This window comes from Sphingopyxis sp., from assembly GCF_036261875.1.
In the GTDB taxonomy this organism is placed as follows: domain Bacteria; phylum Pseudomonadota; class Alphaproteobacteria; order Sphingomonadales; family Sphingomonadaceae; genus Sphingopyxis.
Map to the genome: position 1 here is coordinate 112,073 of NZ_DATAJZ010000009.1, position 17,491 is coordinate 129,563.

General features: G+C 65.8%; 15 protein-coding genes. 4 read left to right on the forward strand and 11 right to left on the reverse strand.

Annotation, left to right across the window (positions count from 1 at the left end):
* Positions 1-92 precede the first annotated feature (92 nt).
* From VHO04_RS05020 to VHO04_RS05070, 11 genes are all read right to left on the reverse strand, one after another.
* Complete coding sequence (locus VHO04_RS05020; protein WP_329627277.1) at positions 93-2,126, reverse strand: 3-hydroxyacyl-CoA dehydrogenase NAD-binding domain-containing protein; 2,034 nt, start codon at positions 2,124-2,126, stop codon at positions 93-95.
* A 61-nt stretch (positions 2,127-2,187) separates the two neighbouring features.
* The gene (locus tag VHO04_RS05025) at positions 2,188-3,402 is read right to left on the reverse strand and encodes a serine hydrolase domain-containing protein (RefSeq protein WP_329627278.1); all 1,215 of its coding nucleotides are present in this window, start codon (positions 3,400-3,402) and stop codon (positions 2,188-2,190) included.
* Positions 3,399-4,346 (reverse strand): aldo/keto reductase family protein, encoded by a 948-nt coding sequence (locus VHO04_RS05030; protein ID WP_329627279.1) that lies wholly within the window; start codon positions 4,344-4,346, stop codon positions 3,399-3,401. Before VHO04_RS05030 ends, VHO04_RS05025 begins: the two co-directional genes overlap by 4 nt.
* 29 nt (positions 4,347-4,375) lie before the next feature.
* Positions 4,376-5,179, reverse strand: coding sequence for an SDR family NAD(P)-dependent oxidoreductase (locus tag VHO04_RS05035; protein WP_329627280.1), 804 nt, complete (start codon positions 5,177-5,179; stop codon positions 4,376-4,378).
* A gap of 2 nt (positions 5,180-5,181) precedes the next feature.
* The gene (locus VHO04_RS05040; protein ID WP_329627281.1) at positions 5,182-5,955 is read right to left on the reverse strand and encodes an SDR family oxidoreductase; all 774 of its coding nucleotides are present in this window, start codon (positions 5,953-5,955) and stop codon (positions 5,182-5,184) included.
* Complete coding sequence (locus VHO04_RS05045) at positions 5,952-7,025, reverse strand: phosphotransferase family protein (RefSeq protein ID WP_329627282.1); 1,074 nt, start codon at positions 7,023-7,025, stop codon at positions 5,952-5,954. The genes VHO04_RS05040 and VHO04_RS05045 overlap by 4 nt, the downstream gene beginning before the upstream one ends.
* The gene (locus VHO04_RS05050; RefSeq protein WP_297661200.1) at positions 7,022-8,113 is read right to left on the reverse strand and encodes a Zn-dependent alcohol dehydrogenase; all 1,092 of its coding nucleotides are present in this window, start codon (positions 8,111-8,113) and stop codon (positions 7,022-7,024) included. The genes VHO04_RS05045 and VHO04_RS05050 overlap by 4 nt, the downstream gene beginning before the upstream one ends.
* Positions 8,114-8,222: 109 nt before the next feature.
* Positions 8,223-9,512 (reverse strand): acyl-CoA dehydrogenase family protein, encoded by a 1,290-nt coding sequence (locus tag VHO04_RS05055; protein WP_329627283.1) that lies wholly within the window; start codon positions 9,510-9,512, stop codon positions 8,223-8,225.
* A gap of 111 nt (positions 9,513-9,623) precedes the next feature.
* Positions 9,624-11,060: an MFS transporter gene (locus VHO04_RS05060; RefSeq protein ID WP_329627284.1), complete on the reverse strand. Its 1,437-nt coding sequence runs from the start codon at positions 11,058-11,060 to the stop codon at positions 9,624-9,626.
* Complete coding sequence (locus tag VHO04_RS05065; RefSeq protein WP_257545691.1) at positions 11,057-12,496, reverse strand: MFS transporter; 1,440 nt, start codon at positions 12,494-12,496, stop codon at positions 11,057-11,059. The genes VHO04_RS05060 and VHO04_RS05065 overlap by 4 nt, the downstream gene beginning before the upstream one ends.
* Positions 12,493-13,350 (reverse strand): SDR family NAD(P)-dependent oxidoreductase, encoded by an 858-nt coding sequence (locus tag VHO04_RS05070; protein WP_329627285.1) that lies wholly within the window; start codon positions 13,348-13,350, stop codon positions 12,493-12,495. Before VHO04_RS05070 ends, VHO04_RS05065 begins: the two co-directional genes overlap by 4 nt.
* Positions 13,351-13,521: 171 nt before the next feature.
* Here VHO04_RS05070 and VHO04_RS05075 point away from each other — a divergent pair, with 171 nt between their 5' ends.
* From VHO04_RS05075 to VHO04_RS05090, 4 genes are all read left to right on the forward strand, one after another.
* A complete protein-coding gene (locus tag VHO04_RS05075; protein ID WP_329627286.1) occupies positions 13,522-14,703 on the forward strand; it encodes an acyl-CoA dehydrogenase family protein in 1,182 nt (393 codons plus the stop codon).
* A 3-nt stretch (positions 14,704-14,706) separates the two neighbouring features.
* Positions 14,707-15,825: an acyl-CoA dehydrogenase family protein gene (locus VHO04_RS05080; protein ID WP_329627287.1), complete on the forward strand. Its 1,119-nt coding sequence runs from the start codon at positions 14,707-14,709 to the stop codon at positions 15,823-15,825.
* Between the two features lie 125 nt (positions 15,826-15,950).
* Complete coding sequence (locus VHO04_RS05085) at positions 15,951-16,754, forward strand: SDR family oxidoreductase (RefSeq protein WP_329627288.1); 804 nt, start codon at positions 15,951-15,953, stop codon at positions 16,752-16,754.
* Between the two features lie 172 nt (positions 16,755-16,926).
* Complete coding sequence (locus tag VHO04_RS05090) at positions 16,927-17,439, forward strand: hypothetical protein (RefSeq protein ID WP_329627289.1); 513 nt, start codon at positions 16,927-16,929, stop codon at positions 17,437-17,439.
* The last annotated feature ends 52 nt before the right edge of the window (positions 17,440-17,491 follow it).

Below are 17,491 nucleotides of genomic sequence, written 5' to 3' on the forward strand. Positions count from 1 at the left end.
TCCGGCAGGATCGAAGGCGCTTCTCCGGCAAAAGAAAGGCCGCCTGCCCCGCATCGGGACACACGGCCTCGCCTTTATGTGCGGAAGTGGGCTTAGAACCCGCTCTTCGCCGCCGCCTTTTCCTTGAGCAGCGGCGCCACCGCGAAGCCATGGCTTTCCAGCGCCGCGGCGATCTTGTCGGTGCCTTCGATGCCCGCCCAGAACATCGGGCCGCCGCGATAGACCGGCCAGCCATAGCCATAGATCCACACGACATCGATGTCGCTCGCGCGCTGCGCCTTGCCCTCGGCGAGGATCAGCGCGCCTTCGTTGACCATTGGATAGAGCGTGCGCTCGATGATCTCCTGATCGGTGATCGCGCGCTTTTCGACGCCCGCCTTCTTGCGGAATTCGTCGATGATTTCCTCGACCCGCGCGCTCGGCGTGGGGGTGCGCTTCTCGTCATAGTCGTAGAAGCCAGCCTGCTTCTTCTGCCCCCAGCGCCCCTCGGCGCAGAGCGCGTCGCGGATGCTTTCGATCCGGTTGGGGTCGCGGTGCCAGCCGATGTCGACACCGGCAAGGTCGCTCATCTGGAACGGGCCCATCGGCATGCCGAAATCGACATGCACCTTGTCGACCTGTTGCGGGGTCGCGCCTTCGAGCAGCAGTTTCTGCGCCTCGATCTGGCGCGGTGCGAGCATGCGGTTGCCGATGAAGCCGTGGCAGACGCCCGCGACGACCGCGACCTTGCCGATCTTCTTGCCGATCGCCATCGCGGTCGCGAGCACGTCGTCGGCGGTCTTGTCGCCGCGCACGACTTCGAGCAGCTTCATGACGTTGGCGGGCGAGAAGAAGTGCATACCCAGCACGTCGCCCGGCCGGCTGGTCGACGCCGCAATCTCGTTGACGTCGAGGTAGGAGGTGTTCGAGGCGAGAATCGCGCCGGGCTTGGCGATCTTGTCGAGCTTGCCGAAGATCTCCTTCTTGACGCCCATATCCTCATAGACCGCCTCGATGATCAGGTCGCAGTCGGCGAGTGCGTCGAGTTCGAGCGCGGGGGTGATCAGCCCCATCATCTGGTCGACCTGCTCGGGCTTGAAGCGGCCCTTCGCGGCGCTCGCGTCGTAATTCTTGCGCACGACGCCGAGCCCGCGGTCGAGCGCTTCCTGCTGCATCTCGACGATCGTGCAGCGAAAGCCTTTCTGCAGGAAATTCATCATGATGCCGCCGCCCATCGTGCCGGCGCCGATGATCCCGACATGCTTGATGTCACGCAGCTTGATATCCTTGGGCAGGCCGTCGATCTTCGCGGCCTGACGCTCGGCGAAGAAGATGTGGCGCTGCGCCGCCGACTGGCTGCCCATCATCAGCTTCATGAATTCCTGGCGTTCGAAGGCGAGGCCTTCGTCGAAGGGCAGGCGCGTCGCCGCCTCGACGCAGGCGAGGTTGGCATAGGGCGCCTCGAAACCGCGCCAGCGCTTGGCGTTGGCGGCCTTGAGCTGCTCGATCACCGCGACGTCGCCGAATATCTTGCGCTCGCGCGTCGGGCGCGGGCCGTCGGCGATCTTGGCGCGGGCAAAGGCGATCGCGTCGGCGGCGAGGCTGTCCTCGCCCGCCAGTTCATCGACGAGGCCGAGCTCCTTCGCCTTGGCGGCGGGAAGCGGTTCGCCGAGCGAGGTCATCGTCGCCGCGGCCTCGACCCCGACGACACGCGGCAGGCGCTGCGTGCCGCCCGCGCCGGGGAGCAGGCCAAGCTTGACCTCGGGGACGCCGAGCTTCGCCGACGGGACGGCGACGCGATAATGGCAGACGAGCGCGGTCTCCAGCCCGCCGCCGAGCGCGGTGCCGTGAATCGCGGCGACGACCGGCTTCGACGCCGCCTCGATCATGTTGAGCACCGCGTTGAAATCGGGACCACGCGGCGGCTTGCCGAATTCGCTGATATCGGCGCCGGCGATGAAAGTGCCGCCGTCGCAGCGCAGCACGATCGCCTTGACGCCGTCATCGGCGAGCGCGGCCTCGAAATGATCCTTGAGGCCCTGGCGGACGTGCCATGAGAGCGCGTTCACCGGGGGATTGTTGACGATGACGACGGCGATTTCGCCGTCCTTCTGCATCGTCACGCTGACGGGGGTTTCATCGGACATGGGAGAACTCCTTCAATCAATAGACCGTCCGCTCGCGGCGAACGGAAAGGGGTGTTGCATTTCAGTCGTCGATCGCGGCGTGAACGAGAGTCTTGACCTCGCGCCGCACGGGATAGGTGGAGGAGGGCATGAGCTGAGTCATGAAAACCATGCAGATTTCCTCGACCGGATCGACGAAGAAGCCGGTCGAGAACATGCCGCCCCAGTAGAAATCGCCCGCCGAGCCCGGAATCCCCGCGGCCGCCGGATCGAGCGTCACTGCGAAGCCGAGCCCGAAGCCGACTCCGGCATTCTCGTCCTCGGAGAAAATGCCGACGCTGTGCTGGGTCAGGTCGCCGCCGCCGACGAGATGGTTCGACGTCATCAGGTCCAGCGTCTTGCGACTGATGATCCGCGTGTCGCCGAGCTTGCCGCCGCCGAGCAGCATCAGGCAGAAGCGGTGATAGTCGTGGAGCGTCGAGGCGAGCCCGCCGCCGCCCGAATGGAAGCTCCTGTCCTTCGCCCAGCGGCTGCGGTCGCCCGCGTCGAACTGCTGCATCTTGTCCTTCGGGTGAAAGGCATAGGCGTCGGTCAACCGGTGCTGTCGGTCGACAGGCACCTTGAACCCGGTATCGACCATGCCGAGCGGACCGAAGATGCGATCCTGCAGCACTTGCGCAAAGGGCGTGCCCTCTATCCGCTCGATCACCGCGCCGAGCACGTCGGTCGCCATCGAATAATTCCAGTGCGCGCCGGGGTCGAATTGCAGCGGGATTTTCGCCAGCCCCTCGATGAAGCTGTCCATCGTGAAGGCGGCGTCGAAATCGTCGATCTTGGTCTTGCGATAGGCGGCGTCGACCGGGGTGCGCTCCTGAAAGCCATAGGTCAGCCCGGAGGTGTGGCGGAGCAGGTCGACCATCAGGATCGGGCGCACCGGCGGCCGCGTCAGGAAGGGGACGTTGCCGCCGCCCGCGACGAAGACGCCAGTGTCCTTGAACTCGGGGCAGAACTTCACCAGCGGATCGGACAGCGCGACCTTGCCTTCTTCGAGCAGCATCATGAAGGCGATGCTGGTGATCGGCTTGGTCATGCTGGCGATGCGGAAGATCGCATCCTCCTTCAGCGCTTCGCCCGGCCGCGCCTCGCCGATGCACGACAGATGCGCGATCTCGCCGCGCCGCGACACCAAAGTCGCGGCGTTCGGCAGGCGGCCGGTGTCGACATATTTCGCCTGCAGGAAGGCGGGAATGCGGTCGAGACGCTTTGTATCGAAGCCCTGAATGACAGAATGACTCACGAAATGCGGACTCCTTCGAGAATGGCGGCGGCTTCGGCAAGCAACGCCGGGTCGATCGCGAGATCGGCCGCCCTGGCGGTTTCGCGAAGCTGGTCGGGTCTGCTCGCGCCGACGATCGCGCTCGTGATGCCCGGCTGCGCGAGCACCCACGCAATCGCGAGCTGCGCCAGCGAGCATCCGGCCTTGTCGGCGACCGATTTCAATCCCTGCACCGCTTCGAGCACCGGGTCGGTCAGGAACTGCTGCATGAAATGTGCGTCGTCGCTCGTCGCGCGGCTTCCCTCGGGCAGCGCGGCGCCGGGGAGATATTTGCCGCTGAGCACGCCCTGTGCGAGCGGCGACCAGACGATCTGGCCGATGCCGTTCGCGATGCTGATCGGGATGACCTTCTTTTCGGCGCGGCGATAGAGCAGGCTGTATTGCGGCTGGCTCGACACGAATTTGACCGATGGCGGCGCCAGCGCGAGCGCCGCCTCGATCTGCTCGGGCGACCATTCGGAAAAGCCGATCGCGCGCGCCTTGCCGCTGCGCACGACTTGGCTCAGCGCCTCCATCGTCTCTTCGAGCGGGGTGTCGGGATCGTAGCGATGGCATTGGTAGAGATCGACATAGTCGGTGCGGAGGCGTGTCAGGCTGGCATCGATCTGCTTCGCCACCTGCGCGGCCGACAGCCCCTTGTCGCTCTCGGTCATCGGGAAGAAGAGTTTCGTCGCGAGCACATAGGAGTCGCGCGGCCGTCCGCTCAGCGCATCGCCGAGAAAGCTCTCCGCCGCGCCGCGACCATAGATGTTCGCGGTGTCGATGAAATTGATCCCGGCATCGAACGACGCATCGACGCAGGCGCGACCCGCGCTGTCGTCGACCCCGACCCCGTAAGTGAGCCAGCTGCCGAGGCAGATCGCCGAAACCTCGATCCCGCTGTCGCCGAGCTGTCGATACTGCATCGCCAAATCCTTTCCTTGGGCGCTCCTCCCTAGTGCGAGGTCTGGCCCAGAAGCTGGCGCGTCACCGGGTGCGAACTGGTGAGCCCGCCGTCGACCGCGATCGCCTGTCCGTTGACATAGCTCGCCTGATCGCTCGCGAGGAAGAGCGCGACGTTCGCGAGCTCCTCGGGCTGCGCGGCGCGGCGCAGGGGATTGAGCTGGCCGAGCTTGTGCGTGACCTCCTTGGCGCGCGCATAATCGAAGGTCGGCTTGGTCATCCCGGTTTCGGTCAGGCCGGGGCAGACCGCGTTGACGCGCACGCCGCTCGTGGAAAGCTGCTGCGCCGCGACCTTGGCAAGGTTGATCACACCGGCTTTCGATGCCGAATAGGCGCCCGGACCCGCGCCTGAATTGATCCCCGCGACGCTCGCGGTCAGCACGATCGCGCCGCCGCGGCCCTGATCGACCATCGCTTTCCCGGCGTGCTTCACCATCAGCGCCGGGCCGATCAAATTGACGCGCAGCGTCTCGGCCCAGGCGGCGGGGTCGAAATCGAAGATGCCGCCCATGTCGCCGATGATCCCGGCATTGGCGAAAGCGACGTCGAGCCCGCCGAAACTGTCCTTTGCGGTCGCGACCAGCTTCGCGACATCGGCTTCGACCCCGGCGTCGATCTCCAGCGCGACGACCTCGCCGCCCGCGTCCTTCACCGCCCTGGCGGTGTCGTGCACCGCCGCGGTCTTGTCGCCGATGACGAGTTTCGCGCCCTCGGCGGCGAAGCGCAGCGCGCTCGCGCGGCCGATGCCGCTGCCCGCGCCGGTGATGATTGCGATCTTGCCGTCCAATGCGCCCATGTTCATCCTCCGCTCGAAGTATTGCCGCCGTCGATGACGATCGTCTGACCCGTGGTGAAGCCGCCTGCGCGGCTCGCGAGAAAGACCGCGGCTCCCGCGATTTCCTCGGGTTCGCCGATGCGGCGAAGCGACGAGCGGCGCGTCGATATTTCCAGCGTGTCGGGATTTTCCCACAGCGCCCGCGCGAAGTCGGTCTTGATGAGGCCGGGCGCGATGCAATTCACGCGCACGCCCTGCGGCCCGAATTCATCGGCGAGGTTACGCGCCATCTGCATGTCGGCGGCCTTGGAGATCGCATAGGCGCCGAGGATCGACGATCCCTTGAGGCCCCCGATCGAGCTGATGATCGTGATCGACCCCTTGCCCGCCGTGAGCATCGCCGGCGCGCACATGTGGATCAGCCAGTGATTGGCGACGATATTATTGTCGAGGATTTTGTGGAACTGCTCGTCGCTGATCCCCGCCGACGGGCCGTAATAGGGGTTCGACGCGGCGTTGCAGACGAGCGCGGTGACCGGGCCGAAGGCCGCGGTCGTCGCATCGACCAGATGCCGCAGATCATCCTTCGACGAGATGTTCGCAGCGACCGCGATCGCGGTTCCGTCACCATATTTCGCGTTCAGTTCGGCCGCGACCGTTTCGCACGCGTCCTGCTTGCGGCTTGAGATCACGACCTTCGCGCCCTGCTCGGCCATCGCCTCGGCGATCGCCTTGCCGATGCCGCGCGACGACCCGGTGATCAGCGCGACCTGGCCCGTCATGTCGAACAGGCTCATGCGCCGGCCTTTCGCGCAAAGTCCCAGGCCTTTTCGGCGAGCGGCAGGACGCGTTCGGACATCGCCTTGGCGTGCGCCGAGGAGGCGGTGCCGTCGATGACGCGCTTTTTGATCCCCTGCATGATCCCGGCGAGGCGGAAGAAGTTGTAAGCGAAATACCAGTTCATGTCGGGCACGCCGTCGCGGCCTGTCGCCGCGCAATAGCGCTCGACAACCTCGTCGAGTTCGGGAATGCCGAGTGCCGCGCGGTCGAGGTCCATCACCCCCGATCGACCGCCATTCTCGGTCACCCACGCCATCGCGACATAGGTGAAATCGGCGAGCGGGTCGCCGAGCGTCGACAGTTCCCAGTCGAGCACCGCGAGCACCTCGGGTCGGTCCTTCGCGAAGATCATATTGTCGATGCGATAGTCGCCATGGACGACGCTGGTGCGCGTCTGCTCGGGCAGCGTCGCGGGCAGCCAGGCGATCAGCCGCTCCATTTCGTCCATCGTCTCGGTTTCGGACAGCTTGTACTGCTTCGTCCAGCGATCGACCTGGCGGCCGAAATAATTGCCGGGCTTGCCGAAGTCCGCCAGCCCCGCTGCCTCGACATCGACATTATGCAGCGCGGCGAGCGTATCGATCATCGCGTCATAGGTGGCACGGCGGTTTTCGGGGGTCGAGCCGGGCATCGATCCGTCCCAGATCGTCTGGCCGTCGACCATCCCCATGACATAGAACCAGCTGCCGACCACGCTGTCGTCGGTGCACAGCCCATATTGGCGCGCGACCGGGAAGCCGACCTTATGAAGGCCGGCCTGCACCTTATACTCACGGTCGACCGCGTGCGCGGAGGGGAGCAGCGGACCGAAGGGTTTGCGGCGGAGGACATAATTGCCCGACGGCGCGCTGATCTTGTAGGTCGGGTTCGACTGGCCGCCGGCGAACTTGCCCTGCGTCAGTGGGCCCTGAAAGCCAGCGACATTCGCTTCCATCCACGCCGTCAGCTTCGCCTCGTCGAGGCGGTCGGCGCCTTCGGGCGCAACCGTGCCGCTGAAGGCCTTCTGTGCGTCGAGACCCGTCGTCATTGGTCGAACACGATCACCGACCGCGCGGCATCGCCTTTCTTCATCTTGTCGAACCCTTCGTTGATCTTTTCGAGCGGAATCGTTTCGGCGACGATGCTGTCGAGGTCGAGCAGCCCGCGCAGGTAGAAATCGACGAGGCGCGGAATATCGACGGGGAAGCGGTTGCCGCCCATGATCGCGCCCTGGAGCTTCTTGCCCGAAAGCAGGTCCATCGCGCCGAGCCCGACCTTTTCCGAAAGCGGCATCATGCCGAGGATCGTCGCGGTGCCGCCGCGGCGAAGCGAGGCGACCGCGAGGCTTGCCGAGGCCGGGCGCCCGACCGCTTCGATTGCATGATCGACGCCGCCCTTCGTCAGCTCGACGATCTGCTTCGCGGCATCGTCGGCGAGCGCGTCGACGACGTCGGTCGCGCCCAGCTTCTGCGCCAGCGCGCGCTTTTCGGGAACCGGATCGGCGGCGATGATGCGCCCTGCGCCGGCGATCTTCGCGGCGTTGATCGTCGCGAGCCCGACGCCGCCGCAGCCGACGACCGCGACCGTCTCGCCCGGGGTCACCTTGCACGCGTTGAAGATCGTTCCCGCGCCCGTCGTCACCGCGCAGCCGATCACCGCGGCGCGGTCGAGCGGCATGTCGGGGTCGATCGCGACGCACGCATGTTCGTGGACGAGCATCACCTCGGAGAAGGCCGAGAGATTGAGCATCTGGTTGACCGGCGATCCGTCGGGACGCGTGATGCGCGGCGCCGATCCGACGGGGCGGCGCGTGTCGCCGCCCATGCACAGCGACATGCGGCCGCTGACGCAAAATTCGCAATGGCCGCAAAAGGCGCTGAGGCAGGTGACGACCGCGTCGCCCGGCTTCACCGTGCGGACCTCGCTGCCGACCGCCTCGACGATCCCCGCCGCCTCATGGCCGGGGATCGCGGGCAGCGGATGCGGATAGGCGCCGTCGATGAAATGCAGGTCCGAATGGCAGAGGCCGCAGGCGGCGGTGCGGATGCGCACCTCGTGCGGGCCGGGCTTGTCGACGACGATTTCTTCGATCTGCAGCGGTTTGCCCGGTTCGATCAGGACGGCGGCTTTGGTCATTATAATCTCCGTTTTGTCCCCCTCCCGCCTGCGGGAGGGGCTAGGGGAGGGCATCGAACTGGAAGCGGAACAGGCCCTCCCCGGCCCCTCCTGCAAGCGGGAGGGGAGCTTAGCGCGAAACCCCGATGTCCCCCGACGAGAAGCCCGGATCGCTGGCGGGCGAATGCTTTGCCAGCTCGATGCGCGAGATCGCGCGCGCGTGGACCTCGTCGGGCCCGTCGGCGAGGCGCAGCGTGCGCTGGTGCGCATAAGCCTTGGCGAGGCCGAAATCTTCGGACACGCCGCCGCCGCCGTGCGCCTGGATCGCGTCGTCGATGATCTGCAGCGCCATGTTCGGTGCCTGCACCTTGATCATCGCGATCTCGGCCGCCGCCGACTTGTTGCCGACCTTGTCCATCATGTCGGCGGCCTTCAGACAGAGCAGGCGCGTCATCTCGATATCGATGCGCGCGCGCGCGATGCGCTGTTCCCAGATGCTGTGCTCGGCGATCGTCTTGCCGAAGGCGGTGCGCGACTGGAGCCGCTTGCACATCTTTTCCAGCGCTTCCTCGGCGACGCCGATCGTGCGCATGCAATGGTGGATGCGGCCCGGCCCGAGGCGGCCTTGCGCGATCTCGAACCCGCGACCCTCGCCGAGCAGCATCGCGTCCTCGGCGTTGACGCGCACGTCCTTCAGCTCGATCTCCATATGACCGTGCGGCGCGTCGTCATAGCCGAAGACGGGCAGGTGGCGCTTGATGTGGATGCCGGGCGTGTCCATCGGCACCGCGAGCATCGACTGCTGCGCGTGGCGCTTCGCCTCGAAGTCGGTCTTGCCCATCACGATCGCGACCTTGCAGCGCGGATCGCCCGCGCCCGACGACCACCATTTGGTGCCGTTGATGACATAATCAGCGCCGTCGCGCGCGATCCGCGTCTCGATATTCGTCGCGTCGGACGAGGCGACCTGCGGCTCGGTCATCAGGAAGGCCGAGCGGATCTCGCCGTTCATCAGCGGCTTCAGCCATTTTTCCTTCTGCGCCGCGGTGCCGTAGCGGTGGAAGACCTCCATATTGCCGGTGTCGGGCGCCGAGCAGTTGAACACCTCGCTCGCGAAACCGACGCGGCCCATCTCCTCGGCGCAGAGCGCATATTCGAGGTTGGTGAGGCCGGGCCCTTCGAACTCGAACGTCTCGTCGACATGATGGTGCGCGCCGCTGCGCGGGGGCATGAACAGGTTCCAGATGCCCGCCGCTTTCGCCTCGGCCTTTAGATCCTCGACGACCTGGATCACCTTCCAGCGGTCGCCCGCCTCGTCCTGTTCCTTGTAGGTGGGAACCGCCGGGCGCACCTTGCGCTCGATGAACTCGCGCACCCGGCCCTGCCAATGCTGCTGCCGGTCGGTGAGATCGAAATCCATCTGCGTTCCTTTCCCTTTACGTTTACGTAAACCCTTGGACCGATTCGCACGCCTTGCCAAGTCCCGCCGCGTAGAAAGTTGCTCCCGCGCGGCGAGTCGCGCAATCCTCCGCTACGGCTTGCTTGCCTCATTCCTGGCTGCGGCAAGCGCGGCGAGTCGCGCCTCGTGGCCGGCCCGGTCGATTGCGTAGCGGCGCAGCCCGGCGGCCGCCATGATCGCGATCAAAATCATCAGCCCGGCGAAGATCCAGCCCATCGTTGCCGCGGCGCTCGCGGGCCAGTCCTCGGGTCGCACGCGCTCGCCGAGCCCGACATAGGCGACGAGCTGGCCGACGGTGAAGATGCCGAACGCCTGGCCGAATTTCTGCGTCATCAGATAGCCCGCGAAGAAGACCCCCTCGATCCGCGTGCCATGCTCGACTTCGTGCGCCTCGACGATCTCGGCGACCATCGACGAGCAGGAGATATGGCCGACGACCAGCCCGAACAGCGAAATGGTCTGGAGCGTGAGGAGCAGCACCATCGACGGCCAGCCGCCGAGCTCGGGCCACCAGCCGAGGTTGCGCGCCGCATAGGGCAGGAAGGCGACCACGCCGCTGAACAGCACCGCGGCGATCGCCGTGTCGCGCTTGCCGAAGCGGCGATGCGCGAGGCCCACCGCAGCAAAGGCGCCGAACACCGCGACCGCGAGGCCGATCGGATAGAGCGCGAGCTGGTCGTCGCTCAGCCGCCAGATATAGAGCATCGTGTAATTGGTCGCGGCGATCGTCGTCGCATAGCCGGTGACGACGAACAGCGCGCCGCTCGCTAGCGCGATGAAGGCGGGATTGCGAAAGGCGAGCGCGATGTCGGTCAGCATCGAGGAGCCATGCGCCTGCACGGGCGGCGGCGGCAGCGCCAGGATGCGCCGCTGCTGCCCGGCCGCCGAGCCGAGCGTCGAAACCAGGATCAGCATCGCCCCGAACAGGCCGAAAGCGGCATAGCCCGACGGATCGAGCAAGCCGCTGCGCGCCGGGTCGTCGGACTTCAGAAAATAGCCATAGGCGAGCGCGGTCGCCGCCAGCCCGCCGAGCCAGCCGAACAGGAAGCGAAAGCGCATCAGCGTGGTGCGCTCGTCATAATCGCGCGTCAGCTCGGCGACGAGCGACACCGACGGAATCTCGCACGCCGAAACGAGCACGCGCACCGCGACGACGTTGAGGATCAGGCCGAGGGTCGAATGGCGGGCGACGTCGGGCGACACCCAGAGCAGCGCCCAGGCGATCGCCATCGGCAGCGCCGCGCCATAGAGCCACGGCAGCCGCCGCCCGAGCCGGGTGCGCGTCGCGTCGGACAGGCGGCCGATCAGCGGATCGACGAGCGCATCGATCAGCATCGCGCCGATCAGCACCAGCGATACGACCCGCGGGTCGAAGCCGAGCACCTGATTGTAATAGATCATGAAGAAGGTGGTGAGCCCGGCCTCCTTCACGCCCATGGTGACGCTGCCCAGCCCGTGCGCGAGCTTGATCCGCGTCGGCAGCGGGGCGGTTGATGCGGTAGCGGTCATTGAAGCCCGGCGGCTTCCGACGCGGCGAGCGCCGCGACTCGCGCTTCATGGTCGGCGCGGTTGATCGGAAAGCGCGCGAAGGTCCAGGTCGAGGCGATCGTCGCGACGACGACGATCAGGCTGTAGCTGACCACGAGCCAGTCGATCACGTCGGGTGCGACCTGCCCCGGAACCGCTTTCGAGGGCAGTCCCGACAGGCTGATCAGCAGGCCGGTCAGCCCGATGCCGACCGCGGTCGCGCATTTCTGGACGAACATCCAGCCCGCGGCGAAAATTCCCTCGGTGCGGCGCCCCGTCTCGACCTGCGACGCCTCGACGACGTCGGCCAGCATCGACTGGCCCGAGATCATCACCATCACCGCATTGACGTTCGATATAAGGATGAAGGCCATCAGCAGATTGCTCGAAAAGGCCGACCCGATCGCCGGCCAATGCCCCGACAGGAACAGTGCGAAGGGCACGGTCCAGAAGATCGTGCTGATCACCCCGCACACCACTGCGACCTTCTTCTTGCCGAAGCGGTGATGGAGCGGCTGCACGATCACGAAGGCGATCATCACGCTCACCATCAGCAGCCAAGGCAGCGCCGCGAAGGCGCCTTCGGAAAAGCGCCAGACATAAAGATAGAGGAAGTTCGAGATGGTGAAGGTCATCTGCGTGCTCGAAATCGCGATCAGCGATGCGCCGAGCAGGATCAGCGCGGCGGGATGGCGCAGCGCCTCGAAAATCTCGGCAAAAGCCTGTTTCGGCGATGCGGGCTCGGGTTTCGTTGCCGGCCAATGCGCGACGCGGCGATGCTGGCCGAGCGCCGAGACGATCACCGTCACCCCCATGATCAGCGCGCCGCACAGGCCATAGAGCCAATAGCCGGACGGGTTGAGCTGGCCGAACTCGTGCGTCGCGTCGGCGCGCAGAAAGACGGTGTTGGCGAGGAAGAAGACGAGCAGCCCGCCACCCCAGGCGAAGAGGAAGCGAAAGCGGACGAGCGCGGTGCGCTCGTCATAGTCGCTCGTCAGTTCGGCGACGAGCGATTGCGATGGCACTTCGCAGCACGAAACGAGCGTCCGCACCAGCATCGCGACCACGACCAGATAGGCAAAGATATGCGTATGATCGGCCGGCGGCGACCACAGCAGCATCCACGCGAGCCCGAGCGGCAGCGGCGCGAGATAGAGCCACGGATGGCGCCGCCCCCAGCGCGTGTAGGTGCGGTCGGAGAAATAGCCGATCAGCGGATCGACGAACGCGTCGGCGAGCAGCGCGAACATCAGCGCGAGCGACACGAGGCTCGCGTCGAGCCCGACCACCTGGCTGTAGAAGATCAGCAGGAAGGTCGAAAAGCCGTTGTCCTTGACGCCATAGGCGACGCTGCCGAGCCCGTGATAGAGCTTGAGGCCCAGCGGCAGCCGCGTCTGCGGCGGCGTGTCGGCACTCACGCGGCGGTTCCGGCCTTGGCGGCTTCCTCCATCGCGGTCAGCGCGTCGAACATCCCCGGCGCCTCGGCGTCCCAGGCGTGGCGCTGGCCGATCGTCAGCCCGCCGTCGACCAGCATATGGGTGCCGGTCATGAACGAGCTGTCCTCGCTCGCCAGATAGGCGACGGCGTTGGCGATATCCTCGGGCTGGCCGCCGCGCGCGACCGGTTGGGCGTGCGCGCTCATGTCGGCGATGATTGCCTTCGCCGCGTCCTTGCTCGCGTCCGGCACGTCGAGCGACGAGGTGAAGATGTTGGTGTTGATGAAGCCCGGGCAGATCGCGTTCACGCGGATGCCATATTGCGCGAGGTCGGTCGCCGCGACCTTGGTCAGGTGGAGAACCCCCGCCTTCGCGACCGCATAGGCGGTCGGCGAATAGCCTGCGCCGAGCGCCGCGACGCTCGCGGTGTTGACGATGCTGGCGCCTTTTCGTCCCTTCATATGCGGGCTCGCATAGCGGATGCCCATCGCGACCGATTTCAGGATCAGGTCCATCGACCAGTCCCAGCCCTCGGGGGTGATCTCGTCGATCGGGGCGCGGTCGCCGCCCGCGGCGGCGTTGTTGAAGACGATGTCGATCCCGCCCGCCTTTTCGGCGGCGGTGTTCATCAGCGCCTCGATGTCGCTCGGCACGGTGACGTCGCAGCGGACGAAGTCGATCTTGCCGTTCGATTGCTCGGCGAGCGCCTTGCCGCCCGCTTCGTCGATATCGGCGGCGAAGACGTGCGCGCCTTCGCCCGCGAGTTTCAGCACCGCCGCCTTGCCGATGCCCGATGCCGCGCCGGTGACGACGGCGACCTTGCCTGCGAATCGCATATCTCTGCTCCCGTTTTCTTTTGCCACCTAGCTTAGGCGCGAAGCGGCCCCCGTCAACGGCGGGCAATCGGACGCTACGGCGCCGTAACGGCAGGTTCGCCTGCCCAAGTTGACGCTTGCGTAAAGCTGGCGAATCCCCCTAATTTGCGGATCAGAAGAGGAGCCTTGAAGATGAGCGATCTGGACGCCTTCCGCGCCGAAGTGCGCGCGTGGCTGGAAGCCAACTGCCCCCCCGAAATGCGCGAGCCCGTCCGCGACGAAGGCGACGTCTGCTGGGGCGGCCGCAAATGGGTGTTCAAGAATGACGCCCAGAAACAGTGGCTCGAGGCCTGCGTATCGAAAGGCTATACTGTCCCCGACTGGCCGAAAGCCTATGGCGGCGCGGGACTCTCGCCCGAAGAGACGAAGATCCTCAAGCAGGAAATGAAGCGCATCAACGCGCGCTCGCCGCTCGACAGCTTCGGCATCTGGATGCTCGGCCCGGCGCTGCTCAAATTCGGTACCGAGGAGCAGAAGGTCCATTACCTCACCCAGATCGCGCGCGGCGAAATCCGCTGGTGCCAGGGCTATTCGGAACCCGGCTCGGGCAGCGACCTCGTCAGCTTGCAGACCTTCGGAGAGGACAAGGGCGACCATTGGGTCGTCAACGGCTCGAAGATCTGGACCAGCTATGCCGACAAGGCCGACTGGATCTTCTGCCTCGTCCGCACCGACAAGGCGAATAAATATCAGGGCATCACCTTCATGCTCTTCGACATGGAGAGCAAGGGCGTCACGACCAAGCCGATCCTCCTGATCAGCGGCAACTCGCCCTTCTGCGAAACCTTCTTCGACGATGTCGAGGTGCCGAAGACGCAGTTCGTCGGCGAAATCAACCGCGGCTGGGACGTCGCCAAATATCTGCTCGGCCACGAACGCGAGATGATTTCGGGCGGCGGTGCGGGCGGCGACATGGTCAGCATCGGCGGCGCCTTCGCCAAGGCGATCGGCAAGAACGACCATGGCGAGCTCGAAGACCCGATCCTGCGTGCCGAGATGGCGGCGTTCGACGTCGATGTCTTCGCCTATCGCGCGATGGGCGAGCGCTTCATGGACATGTGGAAGACCGGCCGCGCGCACCCCGCGTCGTCGAACATGATGAAATATGTCGGCACCGAGCTCAACAAGCGCCGGCATGAACTGGTGATGGCGGGCGGCGGCAGCGACGCGCTCGAATGGGACAGCGAGGAGAGCAAGGGCGGCGCCCGCGCGCGTACCTGGCTGCGCACCAAGGCCAATTCGATCGAAGGCGGCACGAGCGAAGTCATGCTCAACGTCATCGCCAAGCGTATCCTCGACCTGCCCGGAGCCTGACCCATGCCTTTGTATCACAACGACGATCAGGCGATGCTCAAGGACAGCGTCGCACCTTTCGTGGCTGAACAGGCCCCGGTTGCGCACCTTCGCCAGCTTCGCGACAGCGCCGACGCCACCGGCTTCTCGCGCGACCTCTGGGCCCAGTTCACCGAAATGGGCCTGCCCGGGATGCTCGTTCCCGAGGCGCACGGCGGGCTCGGCATGGGGCATATGGAGGCGGGCATCGTGCTCGAGGAAATCGGCCGCAACCTGACCCCGTCGCCTTTCCTGTCGACCAGCGTCGGCGCGGTCGCCGCGCTGGCGAAAGCGGGCGGCACGCAGGCGGGCCGCTGGCTCCCCGCGATCGCGGGCGGCGAAGCGATCGTCGCGCTCGCGATCGACGAAGGCGCCAAGCACCGCCCCGACCGCATCGCCACGACCGCGACGCGTGCCGGCAACGGCTTCCGCCTCGACGGCAAGAAGAGCTTCGTGCTTCACGGTCATGTCGCCGACATGAGCATCGTCGCGGCGAAGACCGACGGCGGCATCACTTTGTTCGCGGTGCCCAAGGACGCGAAAGGCCTGACCGCCGATCCGCGCCGCCTCGTCGACTCGAGCCTCGCGAGCCACGTCACCCTCGACGGGGTCGAGGTCGACGCCGATGCGGTGATCGGCGAGGTCGATGCCGGCGGCGACATCCTCGACGCCTTGCTCGCCGCCACCCGCACCGGCGCTGCGGCCGAAATGGTCGGCGTGGGCCAGGGCGCGATGGACCGGACCGTCACCTATCTCAAGGAGCGCAAGCAGTTCGGCAAGCTGATCGGCGAGTTCCAGGGCCTCCAGCACCGCGCCGCGCATCTCTATGGCGAGATGGAGGTCGCGCGCGCCACGGTGATGAAGGCGCAGCAGCTTTTGGACGAGGGCAGCGAGGGCGCGAAGCTGATGGTGTCGGTCGCCAAGGCGAAGGCCGGCCGCGCCGCCAACCTCGCGGTGCGCGAAGGCGTGCAGATGCACGGCGGCATCGGCATGACCGATGAATATGACATCGGCCTTTATATGAAACGCGACCGCGCGCTGGCCGAGTTCATGGGCGATGTGCATTATCACATCGATCAGGTCGCGCGGATGAACGGTTATTAAGTCCGCCTGAGAGTTTCCAAACCCCGTTCGCCCTGAGCTTGTCGAAGGGCCGCCCTTTCTTTCGGGCGTCGCGGGGAAGAACGGTGCTTCGACAAGCTCAGCACGAACGGAAGAGAGATAATCTTATGAACCTCAATGACATGTTCGGCCTCGACGACCGCATCGCGCTCGTCACCGGCGGCTCGCGCGGGATCGGCAAGATGATCGTCGAGGGCTATCTCGCCGCGGGTTGCGCGCGCGTTTACATCTCGGCGCGCAAGAGTGCGCAGATCGAGGAAGCCGTCGCCGACTTCGAAACGCGCTATCCGGGCAAGGTGATCGGGCTTCCCGTCGACCTCTCGACTGTCGAGGGTTGCCGCGCGCTCGCCAAGGAACTCGAAGCGCGTGAGGAACGGCTCGACATCCTCGTCAACAACGCGGGCGCCGCATGGGGCGAGCCGTTCGAGGGCTTCCCCGAGGCGGGCTGGGACAAGGTGATGGACATCAACGTCAAATCGCCCTTCTTCCTGACGCAGGCGCTCCACGGTCTGCTCAAGGCCGCGGGCACCGCCGAGCGTCCGGCAAAGGTCATCAACATCGGCTCGATCGACGGTATGCGCCTCAACCCGTGGGAGACCTATAGCTACCACGCGTCGAAGGCGGCGATCCTCTATCTCACCAAGCGCCTCGCGGCGCGGCTGGTAACCGACCATATCCTCGTCACCGCGATCGCGCCGGGCGCCTTCCAGTCCGACATGAACAAGGCCGCGCGCGACCATGGCGATGCCGTGGCGAAAAGCATTCCGGTCAAGCGCATCGGCAACCCCGAGGATATGGCGGGCGCCGCGATCTTCCTCGCGTCGAAGGCGGGCGACTATGTCGTCGGCGACACGATCGCGGTCGACGGCGGGCTGGTGCACGGCGACCTCAAGACCAGCATCGACGCCTGACCCGTCCCTTATTGTCTTCGTCACCCCGGACTTGATCCGGGGTCCATTCGGCGCTCGCCTTGCAGGTGAGGGCGAATGGATGCTGAATCGAGTTCAGCATGACGATGGATGAGATGTTGACCCGCCAATCTCCAAGGTGTATTATTCAAACAATGCACCAAGGAGATGCCCGATGCGTTTCGCCTATCTGCTCCCCCCGATGATGCTTCTCGCCGCCTGCGGACAGAGCGAGAAGAAAGACCAGCCCGAGGTTTCGATCAACGCCGGCGACGAAAAGGGCGGCGTCCACATCAGCGCCGACAAGGACGGCGGCCGGATCAAGATCGGCGGCGAGGGTGCCGGGATCGACATGAAGCTCCCCGATTTCGCCAACCTCGACATCGAGAGCGATTTCGATATCGACGGAGTGAAGCTCTATCCCGGCAGCAAGGTCACGACGGTCAACGTCGACGCGAACGTCAGGGACGACAGCGACAAGGCGAAGGTCGAACTCGGCTTTACTGCGCCCGCGGCTCCGACGAAGGCGGCCGACTGGATGGCGGGCGAATTCGCCAGGAAGGGCGTCAAGGTCACCCGCACCGGCGACAGGCTCGCAGGTCGATCGAAGGACGGCGACGATTTCACGATCGACTTCACCCCCGATGGTGCGAACGCCAAGGGCAAGGTGCTGATCACCAAGGGGTGACGCGACGACCATTGTCATTGCGAGGAGCATAGCGACGAAGCAATCTCCAGCT

Coding starts and splice junctions, on each gene's coding strand:
- VHO04_RS05020 (WP_329627277.1), bottom strand. CDS start 2,126: ATGTCCGATGAAACCCCCGTCAGCGTGACGATGCAGAAGGACGGCGAA.
- VHO04_RS05030 (WP_329627279.1), bottom strand. CDS start 4,346: ATGCAGTATCGACAGCTCGGCGACAGCGGGATCGAGGTTTCGGCGATC.
- VHO04_RS05035 (WP_329627280.1), bottom strand. CDS start 5,179: ATGGGCGCATTGGACGGCAAGATCGCAATCATCACCGGCGCGGGCAGC.
- VHO04_RS05040 (WP_329627281.1), bottom strand. CDS start 5,955: ATGAGCCTGTTCGACATGACGGGCCAGGTCGCGCTGATCACCGGGTCG.
- VHO04_RS05045 (WP_329627282.1), bottom strand. CDS start 7,025: ATGACGACGGGTCTCGACGCACAGAAGGCCTTCAGCGGCACGGTTGCG.
- VHO04_RS05050 (WP_297661200.1), bottom strand. CDS start 8,113: ATGACCAAAGCCGCCGTCCTGATCGAACCGGGCAAACCGCTGCAGATC.
- VHO04_RS05055 (WP_329627283.1), bottom strand. CDS start 9,512: ATGGATTTCGATCTCACCGACCGGCAGCAGCATTGGCAGGGCCGGGTG.
- VHO04_RS05060 (WP_329627284.1), bottom strand. CDS start 11,060: ATGACCGCTACCGCATCAACCGCCCCGCTGCCGACGCGGATCAAGCTC.
- VHO04_RS05070 (WP_329627285.1), bottom strand. CDS start 13,350: ATGCGATTCGCAGGCAAGGTCGCCGTCGTCACCGGCGCGGCATCGGGC.
- VHO04_RS05075 (WP_329627286.1), top strand. CDS start 13,522: ATGAGCGATCTGGACGCCTTCCGCGCCGAAGTGCGCGCGTGGCTGGAA.
- VHO04_RS05080 (WP_329627287.1), top strand. CDS start 14,707: ATGCCTTTGTATCACAACGACGATCAGGCGATGCTCAAGGACAGCGTC.
- VHO04_RS05085 (WP_329627288.1), top strand. CDS start 15,951: ATGAACCTCAATGACATGTTCGGCCTCGACGACCGCATCGCGCTCGTC.
- VHO04_RS05090 (WP_329627289.1), top strand. CDS start 16,927: ATGCGTTTCGCCTATCTGCTCCCCCCGATGATGCTTCTCGCCGCCTGC.